Source organism: Methylobacterium nodulans ORS 2060 (assembly GCF_000022085.1).
Classification (GTDB): domain Bacteria; phylum Pseudomonadota; class Alphaproteobacteria; order Rhizobiales; family Beijerinckiaceae; genus Methylobacterium; species Methylobacterium nodulans.
Map to the genome: position 1 here is coordinate 1,963,023 of NC_011894.1, position 12,562 is coordinate 1,975,584.

13 protein-coding genes are annotated in these 12,562 nt (G+C 71.8%); 3 read left to right on the plus strand and 10 right to left on the minus strand.

What is annotated here, in order from left to right:
• Window positions 1-53: 53 nt before the first annotated feature.
• The 9 genes from MNOD_RS08975 to MNOD_RS09015 form a co-directional block, all read right to left on the minus strand.
• Complete coding sequence (locus MNOD_RS08975; RefSeq protein WP_015928541.1) at window positions 54-788, minus strand: DUF1223 domain-containing protein; 735 nt, start codon at window positions 786-788, stop codon at window positions 54-56.
• Between the two features lie 7 nt (window positions 789-795).
• Window positions 796-1,812, minus strand: coding sequence for a lipid A biosynthesis lauroyl acyltransferase (locus tag MNOD_RS08980; RefSeq protein ID WP_043750734.1), 1,017 nt, complete (start codon window positions 1,810-1,812; stop codon window positions 796-798).
• A 264-nt stretch (window positions 1,813-2,076) separates the two neighbouring features.
• Entirely contained in the window at window positions 2,077-3,099 is a 1,023-nt protein-coding gene (locus MNOD_RS08985; RefSeq protein WP_015928543.1) for a zinc-binding dehydrogenase, read from the minus strand.
• Window positions 3,100-3,347: 248 nt separating this feature from the next.
• The gene (locus MNOD_RS08990) at window positions 3,348-3,629 is read right to left on the minus strand and encodes an SH3 domain-containing protein (protein ID WP_015928544.1); all 282 of its coding nucleotides are present in this window, start codon (window positions 3,627-3,629) and stop codon (window positions 3,348-3,350) included.
• An 85-nt stretch (window positions 3,630-3,714) separates the two neighbouring features.
• A complete protein-coding gene (locus MNOD_RS08995) occupies window positions 3,715-4,485 on the minus strand; it encodes an SDR family oxidoreductase (protein ID WP_015928545.1) in 771 nt (256 codons plus the stop codon).
• The gene (locus tag MNOD_RS09000; protein WP_043750736.1) at window positions 4,482-5,753 is read right to left on the minus strand and encodes a beta-ketoacyl-ACP synthase; all 1,272 of its coding nucleotides are present in this window, start codon (window positions 5,751-5,753) and stop codon (window positions 4,482-4,484) included. The genes MNOD_RS08995 and MNOD_RS09000 overlap by 4 nt, the downstream gene beginning before the upstream one ends.
• Complete coding sequence (locus MNOD_RS09005) at window positions 5,753-6,895, minus strand: beta-ketoacyl-ACP synthase (protein WP_015928547.1); 1,143 nt, start codon at window positions 6,893-6,895, stop codon at window positions 5,753-5,755. Before MNOD_RS09005 ends, MNOD_RS09000 begins: the two co-directional genes overlap by 1 nt.
• Window positions 6,892-7,371: a 3-hydroxyacyl-ACP dehydratase FabZ family protein gene (locus MNOD_RS09010; protein WP_015928548.1), complete on the minus strand. Its 480-nt coding sequence runs from the start codon at window positions 7,369-7,371 to the stop codon at window positions 6,892-6,894. Before MNOD_RS09010 ends, MNOD_RS09005 begins: the two co-directional genes overlap by 4 nt.
• A 23-nt stretch (window positions 7,372-7,394) precedes the next feature.
• Window positions 7,395-7,682: an acyl carrier protein gene (locus MNOD_RS09015; RefSeq protein WP_015928549.1), complete on the minus strand. Its 288-nt coding sequence runs from the start codon at window positions 7,680-7,682 to the stop codon at window positions 7,395-7,397.
• 284 nt (window positions 7,683-7,966) lie between these two features.
• Between MNOD_RS09015 and MNOD_RS09020 the strand changes: the two genes are divergently transcribed.
• Window positions 7,967-9,058 carry an AI-2E family transporter gene (locus MNOD_RS09020; protein ID WP_015928550.1) on the plus strand — a complete coding sequence of 364 codons (1,092 nt, stop codon included), beginning with the start codon at window positions 7,967-7,969 and terminating at the stop codon, window positions 9,056-9,058.
• A 372-nt stretch (window positions 9,059-9,430) separates the two neighbouring features.
• On the opposite strand, the gene tyrS is transcribed toward MNOD_RS09020, so the two are convergent.
• Entirely contained in the window at window positions 9,431-10,705 is a 1,275-nt protein-coding gene (gene tyrS / locus MNOD_RS09025; RefSeq protein WP_015928551.1) for a tyrosine--tRNA ligase, read from the minus strand.
• Between the two features lie 110 nt (window positions 10,706-10,815).
• Between tyrS and MNOD_RS09030 the strand changes: the two genes are divergently transcribed.
• Window positions 10,816-11,943, plus strand: coding sequence for an anhydro-N-acetylmuramic acid kinase (locus tag MNOD_RS09030; RefSeq protein WP_043750738.1), 1,128 nt, complete (start codon window positions 10,816-10,818; stop codon window positions 11,941-11,943).
• A complete protein-coding gene (locus MNOD_RS09035) occupies window positions 11,940-12,545 on the plus strand; it encodes a DUF3578 domain-containing protein (protein ID WP_015928553.1) in 606 nt (201 codons plus the stop codon). The genes MNOD_RS09030 and MNOD_RS09035 overlap by 4 nt, the downstream gene beginning before the upstream one ends.
• Window positions 12,546-12,562: the final 17 nt, after the last annotated feature.

Below are 12,562 nucleotides of genomic sequence, written 5' to 3' on the forward strand. Positions count from 1 at the left end.
GGGATGCGCGGCCCCTCGGGCCGGTAGGCGGGCTTAAGCCCCCTCCGGACGGGCTACAGGCCCGGCCCCTTCGCGGCGCCCAGGATCCGGCCCGGCCCGCCATACTCCGCCTGCAGCACCAGCACGTAGGTATCGGCATCCCCCGACTGGAGGATGGTCCGGGGCACCTCGTAATGGGCCGGCGCGCCCGACCAGCTCCCGACGTGATGCATGCCGCGCACGACATTGCGGTAGGTCACGGTCTTGCCGCGGTTCTCGCCGCGCGCGATGGCGACCTCGCGCGCGCGCGCCACCGGCAGCAGCCAGAGCTCGGCCTTGCGGCCCGCATCGGGCGCGGCGCCGATGTCGATCCGGATACGGTCGCCCTCCAGCTCGCTGCGGATCGGAACCGGCAGGCTCACGGCGGTGCCGGGATCACGGATCGTGTGTTCGAGCGCGTTGCGGTCGGAGCCCACCACCGCCAAGGCGCCATTGATCACCGCCTGCGGCGTGTAGACCTGCCGGTCGCCCCGCACGCCCGCATAGGCGCGCTGGCGCTCGGTGAAGGCCGCACGGGCCAGCGTATCCTTCCAGCCGAGATAGTCCCAATAGGTGACGGGCAGGCTCAGCGCGATGACGCTCGGGTCCCGGGACAGGTCGCCGATGATGCGGTCGGCCGGCGGGCAGGCCGAGCAGCCCTGGCTCGTGAAGAGCTCGACCACCGCCCGGGGGGCATCCCCGGCCGCAGCCGGGAAGGAACCGCCGAGGAGCAGAACCAGCAGGAGCCAATGGGATGCCGCGCAGGTCATGGCCTCATCAAGCCCCGGCGGCCGGACTGACGGAAGTCACGTTAGCTTGAGCCGCCAGGCCGGTGACGGGCTGCCCCGCGACGGGCTGCGCCGCCCGCGGCAGCATGGCGGGGCGCCAGCGCCGGTGCATCCACATCCACTGTTCCGGATGCTCCCGCACCCAGCCCTCGATCACCCGCGTCATCGCCTGCATGGTGGCCTGAACGTCGACTGCGCCGGAGGCGTCGCGCGGCAGGTCGAGGGGAGGGGTCAGTTCGAGCCGGAACCGGCCGCCCGGCAGCCGGATCACCCGGACGCCGTGCACCGGACACTCGTAGTGCCGGGCGAGCTTGGCGAGCAGCGGGTTGACCAGGGCCGGACGCCCGAAGAACTCCACCACCACGCCGCGGGTGAAATGCTGGTCGACGAGCATGCCGAGATGGCCGCCGCGGTCGATGACGCCCTGCATGGCGAAGGCGGCGCCGGGCCCGGCCGCCGTGAGGCCGCCCATCGTGGAGCGCCGCACCTCCTGCACGAGTTCCTTCGCGGCCGGGTTGTTCGGCGGCCGGAACACCGCGCTCGCCTCCAGGCCGAAGCGGGCCGCGCAGATCGCCGGCAGCTCCCAGTTGGCGAGGTGGGCCGAGAAGATCAGGCCCGGCTTGCCGTCGTCGCGCAGCGCGAAGAAGTGCTCGATGCCCGCGACCTCGATGCGGCCGGGCGTCGCCGCCTGCGGGTCGTAGTCGAAGATCTCGGCCAGATGCGCGTATTCGGCGCCGGTGCGGCCGAGATTCTCCCAGGCACCGCGGGCGATCGCGGCGATCTCCTCAGGGCTGCGGTCCGGATAGGCGTGGCGCAGGTTGTCGAGGGCGGTGCGGTGCGCGGGCAGGCGGGGTCCGAGCGTGCGGCCGAGCCAGGCCCCGAACCCCCCGGCCCGCTGCGGCCCGAGCAGGCTCGCGATACCGAACAGCAGGCGCACGAGCCAGATCATCGGCAGCCCGGCGAGGCGGGAAACGAAACGGTACAGCCTCAGCTTCAGGCGCAGCACGGACATCTCACGAGGGGTGGCGACGGCGCAGGCGGAGGCGCCGAGCCGGCAGGTCGTCGGTCCCTCATAGAGTTGCAAGGGGTGACGCGGAAGATGGTCCGCGCGGCCCTCATGCCAACGGTCGTTTCCATGTGACCGTTGGTTCGGTTCTCGAATTTTCGCCAAGCCTTTGGCCTGGAATCGAAAATCCGAGATGGTCAACGGCCCGCTGCGTGAGCATGCGCGGCAGCACTTGGCTTGCGTCAGCAGCCCGGGCCGTTGGCATCAGAGCGTGGCGATGATCTTCCCGAAGACCTGCCGCGATTCGAGCCGCGCCAGCCCCTCCTCGAAGGAGGCGAGCGGCAGCACCGTGTCGATCACCGGGGTGAGCCCCTCGGCCATCTTGGCCAGGGATTGCCGGATGTTGTCGATCCGGCAGCCGAACGAGCCCGTGATGCGGTATTGCTGCTGGAACAGCTGCATCAGGTTCATGGTGGCGGAGACACCGGAGGTCGAGCCGCAGGTCACCAGCCGCCCGCCGCGCTTGAGGCACAGGAGCGAGCCGTTCCAGGTATCGGCGCCCACATGCTCGAAGACCACGTCGACGCCCTTGCGCTTGGTCAGCCGCCGCACCTCGCCCTCGAAGCGCTCGGTGCGGTAGTTGATGACGTGGTCGGCGCCGAGCGCGCGGGCCTTCTCGCCCTTGGCGTCGTCGCCGACGGTGGTGAAGACGGTGCAGCCGATCGCCTTGGCCATCTTGATCGCGGCGGTGCCGATGCCGGAGCCGCCCGCATGCACCAGGATCGACTCGCCCGGCTCCAGGCGGGCATTGTCGAAGAGCATGTGCTGGACCGTGCCGAAGGCGATGGGCGCGCAGGCGGCCTCGACGGCGCTCACCCCGGCCGGCACCGGCACCACGAGGCGGGCCGGCATGACGACCCGCTCGCGGGCGAAGCCGTCGATGTGGAATCCCATCACGCCGCCCACCTCCTCGCAGAGATTGTCGCGGCCCTCGCGGCAGGCCCGGCAGCGCCCGCAGGTGAGCGCGCCGTAAAGCGCCACCGGATCGCCGACCTTAAGCCCCTCGACGCCCTCGCCGAGGCCTGAGATCTCGCCGGCCGCCTCGGCCCCGACGGTGAGCGGCAGCTTCCGCTTGGCGAAGGCCATGCCGCGGAAGCCCCACACGTCGATGAAGTTGAGCCCGACCGCCCGGATCCGCACCTCGACCTCACCCGGGCCGGGCGGGGGCGGCGCCTCGACCTGCGACAGGCGCAGGTCGCGATCGCCGAAGATCTGCAGGGCTTGCATGGTCAAACTCGGGCTTGGGAGGACGACGGGTCCGGTGACAGGAGAATGTGGCCGAGACGGGTCGCGAGTGCCGCGCGATCCGGCTCCGCCATGGATCCGATCGCTCGTCCGACAACCCTGTCGGGCAGCGTGAACAGCTTCCAGCGGACGACTGATACGGCTTCTGGTTGATCTGTTCCGAGACAAGAGGGCGCGGGAGAGGGGTTCCCCGCGCTTACTCGTCTCGAAAAGATCAACCGGAAGCCGCATCACTCCGGCGCCAGGAACTTGCGGCGAGCCCAGCCGACGATGCGGCCGTACTTCACCCGGCACCACGTGCGCCCGCTCGGTGTGTCGGTGGTGCAGCCGAAGCCGCGCAGCCGCCCGTCCCAGGGCACCCGCCCGACCGTGGGCGCCGCGGCGTCCGGAGCCTCGCGGATGCTTAAGGAATCGCCCGGGGCCACGTCGTCGACCCGGAAGGTTTCGGATTGGGCGAAGGCCGCTCCCCCCGTCAGCACGAGGAGGGAGGCCGCCAGTCGGACGCGACGCATCGCGCAAGGCCTCTTCATCACGCGCCGACCTGCGGCGCGAGCCCGCTTCGGCGCAGCGAATGCGGCGGAATCAAGGATCGGGCGCTCAGCCGCGGTGGACGCCCATCATCGCGGTGAGCCCGCCATCGACCGGCAGCACCGCCCCGGTGATGTAGGCTGCGCCCGGCCCCATCAGGAAGGCGACGAGGGCCGCGACCTCCTCCGGTGCGGCGAAGCGCCCGGCCGGGATCTGCTTCTCCATGGCGGCGCGGTGGGCCGCGTAGGGCGCCATCATGGCGGTGTCGATGAAGCCCGGCGCCACCACGTTCACAGTGACGCCCCGCCGCGCGCATTCGAGCGCGAGCGTGCGGCAATAGGCGATCAGCGCGCCCTTCGAGGCCGCGTAGGCGGCGTTGCCCGGATTGCCCCGCAGCGCCGCGACCGAGCCGATCGCCACGATCCGCCCCGCCTTGGCCCGGGTCATCGGCCGCACCAGCGCCTTGGCGAGGCGCGTCAGCGACCAGAAATTGACCTGCATGGCCGCCTCGGCCCGGTCCTGGTCGAGGATCGCCGCGAGCGCGTCGTAAGACTGGCCGGCATTGTGCACGAACCCGCCATAGCCCTCCTCCGCCGCCTGCTCGCAGAAGGCGTCGAGGGCGGTCCGGTCGGCGAGATCGACGGGCAAGGCACGCAGCCTGCGGCCCGGATGGGTGGCCGCGAGCTCCGCCGCCAGGGCCCCGGCGGCCTCGCCCGATTGCCGGACGGTGAAGTCCACGTCGTGGCCCGCGGCCACGAGCGCCCGCACGATCGCGGCCCCGAGGCCCCGGGCGCCGCCGGTGACGAGGATCCGGCCGGCCGCGGATGCGGGCCCGTTCACGCCGGCTCCGCCGCGAGGACGAGGCAGGTGTTCTGCCCGCCGAAGCCGAAGGAGTTCGACAGCACGGTCCGGACCGGCAGGTCGCGGGCCGCCGTCACCACGTCGAGGGGGATTGCGGGATCCGGCACCGCGTAGTTGAGCGTCGGCGGCACGCGTCCGGTCGCGATGGTGAGGAGCGAGAAGGCCGCCTCGATCGCCCCGGCCGCGGTCAGCGTATGGCCGATCATCGACTTGTTGGAGGAGATCGGGACGCTGCGCATGCGCTCGCCCAGGACTGCGAGGCAGCCGAGCGCCTCCATCTTGTCGTTCTCCGGCGTGCCGGTGCCGTGGGCGTTCACGGTGTCGATCTCATCCGGCGCGAGCCCGGCATCGTCGAGAGCGTCCTGGATCGCCGCGATGATCGGCGCGCCGTCCGGGCTCGAGCGGGTGCGATGGAAGCCGTCGCCCTTCTCGCCGCAGCCGAGCACGTAGCCGAGGATCCGGGCGCCGCGGGCGGAAGCCGCTGCGGCATCCTCCAGCACCAGGGCGGCGGCGCCCTCGCCCATCACGAAGCCGTCGCGGTTCCTGGCGAAAGGCTTGGAGGCCGCCTCCGGCGGGTCGTTCTGGGTCGACAGGGCCGAAAGGAGCGAGAAGCGGATCAGCGATTCGGGATTCACCGAGCCGTCGGTGCCGATGCAGAGGGCGGCCGTCATCTCGCCGCGGCGGATCGCCTCGACGCCGAGCTGGATCGCGGTGGCGCCCGACGAGCAGGCGGTCGAGAGCGAGATCGGCGACCCCTTGGTGCCGAAGCGGTCGGCGATGCGGTCGGCCACCGTGCCGAAGATGAACAGGTCGTGCCAGTCGTCGAAGCGGCGGGTGGAGGCGGCCCGCAGCAGGTCCGCGTAGGTGATGTCGCCGGACACCCCCGCCGCCTCGGCAAGAGCCTGGCGCTGCGGCCATTCCATCTCGACGGGCGGGACGGCGATGAACAGCGCGCCGGGGAAGTCGCCCGGGATCCGGGCCTCGGCGACTGCCTCCTCGGCGGCGGCGGCGGCGAGGCGCTCGGAGAGCAAAGGCGCCACCATCGGCTCGGCCTTGAGGAAATCGACCGTGCCGGCGATGCGGGTGCGCAGACCCTCGGTCGGGAAGCGGGTGATGGCGTGGATGCCCGAGCGCCCCGCCGTCAGCGCCGACCAGTTCTCCGCCACGCCCTGCCCGAGGGAGGTGACGACGCCCATCCCCGTGACGGCGACGAGGGGCCGGCCCTTGGCGTCCCGATAGGCGCGCATCATGCGGAGCTCCCGGCGGGCAGGATGCGGAGGACACCCTCGCCGCGGCGGTGCCCGACCGCCGTGACGGCGACCTCGCGGGCCGCGCCCGAAGCCACCAGGGCGGCCGCGAGGGCGGCCCCGAAGGGGGCCGTGACTTCGAGGGTGTGGCCGGTGAGGTCGCCGAGCGCGCTCACCCGGGCGCCGGGTGCGAGCGTGGCGAGCGTGGCTGCCTCCTCGCCGGTGATCCCGGCGCAGCCGGTGGCGCCCGAGATGACGGCATCCGGATCGGCGAGGCCGGCCTGCCGCCAGAGCGCGGTCAGGCTCGCGCCGACGCTGCCCGGCGCCCGCCGCGAGCGGTCGCTCGCCACGGCGGCGAGGCGGGCGAGCGGAGCGGCCCTGCGGGCGGCGGCGTGGTCGGCGGATTCCAGCACCAGGAAGGCGGCGCCGCTTCCTAAGATGAACCCGCCCGTGCCCTCGCGGCGAAAAACGGGCGCGTAATCCGGCCGGTAGAGGAAGCCGCCCATCTCGTGGACGAGCAGCACGTCCGCCCGCTCGGCATTGTAGGAGCCGCCGACCAGCATGCTGTCGACCTGTCCGGCGGCGATGCGGGCCTGGGCGATGCGCAGGGCGTCGACGCCGCTCGATTCCTCGCCCATGAAGGTGCGCGAGGCGCCCGTCACGCCGTGCACGATGGCGATGTTGCCGGCGAGCAAGTTCGAGAGCTGGGCGAGGAAGAGGGTCGGACGTAGGTCGTTCTGCAGCCGCTCGTTCAGGAAGGCGCCCGGATCGGCGGCGGCGCGAAGCCCGGTGAGGATCTGCCCGTCGACCGCGTAGTCGCGCTCGCCGCCGCCCGCCGCCACGATGAGATGCATGGCGCCCTTTCGCGCCGCATCCCCCTTGAGGCCGGCCGCATCGAGGGCGAGGCCGGCGGCGTAGACGCCGAGGCGCTGCCAGGGCTCCATCTGCCGCTGGTCGGCCTTCTTGGGGATCTGACTGTCGAGGGCGAGTGGCGCCACCGGATGGACCGGCCAGGGCGCGAAGGTCTCGGCATCTTTGCGCGGCGGCCGGCCCGCAGCAAGCGCCGCCTGATGGGCCGCGACGCCCTCGCCTGCCCCGGATACCAGCCCGAGCCCGGTGATCACGACCTCCCGGGCGCTCACGCGGCGGCCCCGTCCGCGGCGGCCCCGTCGAGGAGCCCGATGGCCCGCGCGCGCTCCCGCATCGGCCCGTCGAGGCCCGCCGGGAACGGCATGGTCCTGAAGCGCAGCTCCGCATTGCAGAGCGGCTTGCCCTCTGCGCGGATGGCCGCCTTGGTGACGGCGTAGCCCGAGCCGTCATGCTCCAGGCTCGCTTCCACCGCGAGTTCCGCGCCCGGCCCCACGAAGGAGCGGAAGCGCGCCTTGTCGACGCCCATGAGGAACGGCATGTGGCTGAATCCCGAACGGGCGAGGAGCAGGTAGCCGGAGGCCTGCGCCATGGTCTCGGTGAGGAGCACCCCCGGCACGAGGGGATGGCCAGGGAAGTGCCCCTCGAAGACCGGGCTTGCCATCGGCACGGTGGCGCGCGCGTCGATCCGCCCGGCCTCCCGGTCGATGGACACGACGTGGTCGATCATCTCGAAATATTCGAGGCGCATGCGCCGGCCCGCCCGAGCGCGCTTCAGACCTTGGCGGCCTTCTCGGCCACCAGGCTGTCGATGCGGGCGCAGAGATTCTTCAGCACGAAGTACTGCTCGGCCGGCACCTTGCCCTCGTTGACCTCCTGGGTCCATTGTTCGAGGGGCAGCTTGATGCCGAAGGCCTTGTCGATCGCGAAGGCGATGTCGAGGAAGGCGAGGCTGTCGATGCCGAGATCGTCGATCGCGTGGCTCTCCGGCGTGATCGAGTCGCGCGGGATGTCGGCCGTCTCGGCGATGATGTCGGCAACGCGGTCGAAGGTGTCGGACATGGGCGTGCAGCCGCTTTCGTGATCAGGTCTGGCTCGACCACGCGACCAATGGACCTCCGCCCGAGCCCCCGGTCACGAACCGCTCTTTCAGGCGGCCTCGAGCTGTCAGGTTTCACTCCGCCGGAGCCGGCGAGCCGGATCGGGCCAGCTGCACTCGCGCACCGCCGCCCCGGTCGAGGGGTCCGCATACACGAGGGGGGAGCGACGGGCAACAGCGCGGCGGACGACCACGTCCGGCGTTGATGCACCGGGCGGGCGATCCTGCCCCTAGCGGAGGAACCGGAATGGAACACGTCACGTCGCTGCCGAGCGCGCGCCGGGAGACCGAGCGGTCGCATGCCGTGGCGCGGGCCGCGATGGTGCTCGGCCTCGCTTCCATCGGCCTTTGGACCCTGCACGGCTTCCTGCCGGCCCTGGTCTGGGCCGTCATCCTCACCATCGCGCTGTGGCCGCTCTATGCGCGCCTCACCCGGCGGTTTCCCGGCGGCCGCCACAACCTGCTGTGGCCGAGCCTGTTCACCCTGGCGCTCGCCCTTGTCATCCTGGTGCCGCTCGCCTTCGTGGCCGTCCAGGCCGCCCGGGAGGCCCACGACGTCCTCCAGTTCTGGCGTCAGATCGAGGAGCAGGGCTGGCCGGTGCCGGAGGCGGTCGCGCACCTGCCTTTCGGCGCCGCGCAGGTCTCCGCGTGGTGGCAGGAGAATCTCGGTCATCCGGCGGGCACCTCGGACCTGCTGCACCGGATCGAGCGCTCGTCGCTGATCGGCCTCGGCGGCAGCTTCGGAAAGCAGATCGCCCACCGGGTGGTGCTGTTCGGCTTCACGCTCCTGACCCTGTTCTTCCTCTTCCGCGACGGGCCGGCGGTGGCCGAGCAGGGCCTCGTCGCCTGCCGCCGCCTGTTCGGATCGCGGGGCGAGCGGGTCGCCCGCCAGATGGCGGCGTCGGTTCACGGCACCGTGGACGGCCTCGTCCTCGTCGGCCTCGGCGAGGGCTTCCTGCTCGGCCTCGTGTACCATTTCGCCGGCGTGCCGCATCCGGTGCTGCTCGGCGCCGCCACCGCGCTCGCGGCCATGATCCCCTTCGCGGTGGTCGTGGTGTTCGGGCTTGCGGCGGTGCTGGCGGCCGTGAATGGCAGCGTCGCCGCGGCGGCGGTGGTGGTGATCGCGGGGATGGTCGTGACCTTCGTGGCCGACCATTTCGTGCGCCCGGCCCTGATCGGCGGCGCGACGCGGCTGCCCTTCCTCTGGGTGCTGCTCGGCATCCTGGGCGGGGTCGAGAATTTCGGGCTGCTCGGGCTGTTCCTGGGGCCGGCCGTGATGGCGGCCCTGGTGCTGCTCTGGCGGGATTTTACGGCTGGGGAAGGCGAGACGGCGGTGTGATCCGGTCTCCGGACGATCAGTTCGGTGACCGTATCAGTCCACCACCGGCCGGGCCGACCCTGAGGGATGAAGCCGGCTGACTGAGCGCTCCCGCTCATGGCAGTCAACCCCGCTCCTCATGCTGAGGTGCTGGCGATCGCACATCGCACTGGCGATCGCAGATCGCACGGAGCCTCTGGCCGGCATCAGCCGGCACGCACGCCTGACCGCTGGTCCGAGGCTCTGGTGGATGGGAGCACCGGTCCGGAGTGCTTCGAGGCTGCTACGCAGCACCTCAGCATGAGGAGAGGGGGCGGCCGCCACGCAGGGCCGCTTCAATTTAACGGCCTGATGCGTCAGCACCCGCTGCATCGGCAGCCTGGGCCGCAGGGATCAGACCGGCCGCAGCAGCACGTGCTTCTTGCGGCCGAAGGACAGCTTGATCACGCCGTCCGCGGTGAGGTCGGCCTCGCCGAGCACCGCCCGTTCATCCGTGACCGCGGCGTCGTTCACCTTGAGGCCGCCGCTGCGCACCTGGCGACGCGCCTCGCTCGTCGAGGGCAGGAGCTTGGCATGGTCGGGCCCGAAGGCCGTGAGCACCCCGAGGCCCCCGGCGAGGAGGGCACGCGGCACCTCGACGGTCGGCAGGGTCTCGGGCGCGGCGCCCTCCTCGAAGGTGCGGCGCGCCGTCTCGGCGGCGGCCTCGGCTGCCTCGCGGCCATGCAGCAGGGCCGTCGCCTCGGTCGCCAGCACCTTCTTGGCCTCGTTGATCTCGGCGCCGCCGAGCGCGGCGAGCCGGTCGATCTCGTCGAGCGGCAGCAGCGTGAACAGCCGCAGGAAGCGGCCGACATCGGCGTCCTCGGTGTTGCGCCAGAACTGCCAGTAATCCCAGGGCGAGAGCATGTCGGGATTGAGCCAGACCGCGCCCGAGGCCGTCTTGCCCATCTTGGCGCCCGAGGCCGTGGTCATCAGCGGGCAGGTGAGCGCGTGGAGCTGCGGCGTGCCGAGGCGCCGTCCGAGATCGATGCCCGTTATGATGTTGCCCCACTGGTCCGAGCCGCCCATCTGCAGCGTCACGCCGTAGCGGCGGTTCAGCTCCACGAAGTCGTAGGCCTGCAGGATCATGTAGTTGAATTCCAGGAAGGACAGCTCCTGGTCGCGCTCCAGCCGTAGGCGCACGCTGTCCATCGACAGCATGCGGTTCACAGAGAAGTGGCGGCCGATGTCGCGCAGCATCTCGATGTAGTTGAGCTGCGTCAGCCACTCGGCGTTGTCGGCCATGATCGCGTCGCGCAGGTCCTTGCCGAAGCGCAGGAAGCGCGTGAAGGTCTTGCGGATCTCGGCCTTGTTGGCGTCGATCTGCTCGAGCGTCAGGATCTTGCGGCTCTCGTCGCGGCCGGAGGGGTCGCCGACCCGCGTCGTGCCGCCGCCCATCAGCGCCAGGGGCTTGCCGCCCGTCGCCTGCAGCCAATGCAGCATCATGATCGAGAGCAGGTGCCCGATATGCAGCGAGGGGGCCGTGCAGTCATAGCCCACATAGGCCGTGAGCCGCCCCTCGCGGGCGGCCGCGTCCACGCCCGCGAAATCGGAGCACTGGTGGACGTAGCCGCGCTCGAACAGGACCTTCAGGAAGTCGGAGCGGGGCGCGAAGTCGATGGGCGCAGCCATGGGCGTCAAGGTCTCGTGAGGCGGCAGGACAACCCCGTGCCGCCGTGCTAGCTCGATCGGATGCGCGGCGCTCATAGCAGCGTGCGGCCCGAAAGGCACGGGGGCGGATGATGATGCGGGCGATCGGCCTGATGAGCGGCACCTCCCTCGACGGCATCGACGTCGCGCTCATCGAGAGCGACGGCGAGACGGTGCGGGTGCGGCGCGGGCATAACGGCCGCATCGGGCCGCTCGGCCCCACCGGCTACCGGGCCTATTCGGACGAGGACCGGGCCTTGCTGCGCCGGGCCCTGGCGGAGGCCGAGGCGATCGCTGTGCGCACCGACCGGCCGGGCTGCCTGCGCGAGGCGGAGGAGCGCGTGACGCGTCTCCACGCCGAGGCCGTCGAGAATTTCCTGACCGAGAATGGCCTCACGCCCGCCGACATCGACCTGATCGGTTTCCACGGCCAGACCGTGATCCACCGGCCCGGCCAGGGGCTGACCGTGCAGATCGGCGACGGCGCGCGGCTCAGCCGCCATCTCGGGATCCCGGTCGTCTCGGATTTCCGGCAGGCCGACGTCGCGGCGGGCGGGCAGGGGGCGCCGCTGGTGCCGATCTTCCACCGCGCCCTGGCCCGGGCCTCGGGCTTCGAGGGCAGCCTCGCGATCCTCAATATCGGCGGCGTCGCCAATGTCACGCTGATCGCGGGCAACGGCGATCTCCTCGCCTTCGACACCGGACCGGGCAACGCGCTGATCGACGACTGGATGAGCGAGCGTGCCTCACGGCCCTTCGACGCGCGGGGGAGCACCGCCGCCGCGGGCCGGCCCGACGAGGCGCTGCTGGCCTGGCTTCTCGTGCATCCCTATTTCACCCGCCGCCCGCCCAAATCCCTCGACCGGAACTCTTTTTCGCACAGGCTCGTGGGCCCTCTCTCGACCGAGGACGGTGCCGCGACCCTCACGGCCTTCACGGTTCGCGCCGTCGCCCGCGCCCTCGATTTCGCGTCCGAACCCCCGCGGCGCTGGATCGTGGCCGGGGGCGGGGCGCGCAACGACGAGATGCTGCGCCTGCTCCGCCATCACCTGCGGGCCGAGGTGACGCCCGCCGACGAGATCGGCTGGTCCTCCGCCTTCCTGGAGGCGCAAGCTTTCGCGCATCTCGCGGTGCGCGCCTGGAACGGCCTGCCGATCACCTTCCCGTCGACGACCGGGGTGAGCGCGCCGATGACCGGGGGCGTGACGGCGCGGCCGTGAGCCTCGGCCACGCGCTGCGCCGGATCATCCGCGAATATCCGCTCGCGCGCCTCGACCCGCTGCCCGGCCATCCCCTCGCCCACGTGATCCGCCGGGGAGCGCCCGACGAGGTGCGGGCCGCCCTTCCCGCCGGAGCGCCCGGGCTCCTCGTCAAGGGCAGCCCCGGACGGGGCCTGCACTGGGCGGCGGTGCCCTGGATCGCCGTGTTCGATCCGGCCGTGACCACGAGCGCCACGCAGGGCTTCTACCTCGTCTACCTGTTCCCGGCCGACCGCGAGGCGGTGCATCTCTCGCTGGCGCAGGGCACGGTGGCGGCGATCCGCGCGCATGGGATGCGGGCCGAGGCGGCCCTGCGCGCCGATGGCCCCCGCCTGCGGGCGCGTCTCTCCGATTTCGCGGAGCGGCTGCCGGCGACGGCGATCGGGCTCGGGGCTGCGGGCGAGCTGCCGCGGGGCTACGAGGCGGCGCATATCCTGGGCGTCACCTACGCCCTCGCCGCGCTCGATGACGAGCGGCGGCTGCGCCGGGACCTTGCGACGGGGCTCGATGCCTACCGGGCGCTGAAGGCGCGGGGCGGGCTTGCGGGCCTGCATCCGCCATGACCGAATGACGACCGGGT

Bases quoted from the DNA above. Each gene is read 5' to 3' on its own strand.
- MNOD_RS09020 (WP_015928550.1), top strand. From the start codon at position 7,967: ATGGAACACGTCACGTCGCTGCCGAGCGCGCGCCGGGAGACCGAGCGG.
- MNOD_RS09015 (WP_015928549.1), bottom strand. From the start codon at position 7,682: ATGTCCGACACCTTCGACCGCGTTGCCGACATCATCGCCGAGACGGCC.
- tyrS (WP_015928551.1), bottom strand. From the start codon at position 10,705: ATGGCTGCGCCCATCGACTTCGCGCCCCGCTCCGACTTCCTGAAGGTC.
- MNOD_RS09030 (WP_043750738.1), top strand. From the start codon at position 10,816: ATGATGCGGGCGATCGGCCTGATGAGCGGCACCTCCCTCGACGGCATC.
- MNOD_RS08990 (WP_015928544.1), bottom strand. From the start codon at position 3,629: ATGCGTCGCGTCCGACTGGCGGCCTCCCTCCTCGTGCTGACGGGGGGA.
- MNOD_RS08975 (WP_015928541.1), bottom strand. From the start codon at position 788: ATGACCTGCGCGGCATCCCATTGGCTCCTGCTGGTTCTGCTCCTCGGC.
- MNOD_RS08985 (WP_015928543.1), bottom strand. From the start codon at position 3,099: ATGCAAGCCCTGCAGATCTTCGGCGATCGCGACCTGCGCCTGTCGCAG.
- MNOD_RS09010 (WP_015928548.1), bottom strand. From the start codon at position 7,371: ATGCGCCTCGAATATTTCGAGATGATCGACCACGTCGTGTCCATCGAC.
- MNOD_RS09000 (WP_043750736.1), bottom strand. From the start codon at position 5,753: ATGCGCGCCTATCGGGACGCCAAGGGCCGGCCCCTCGTCGCCGTCACG.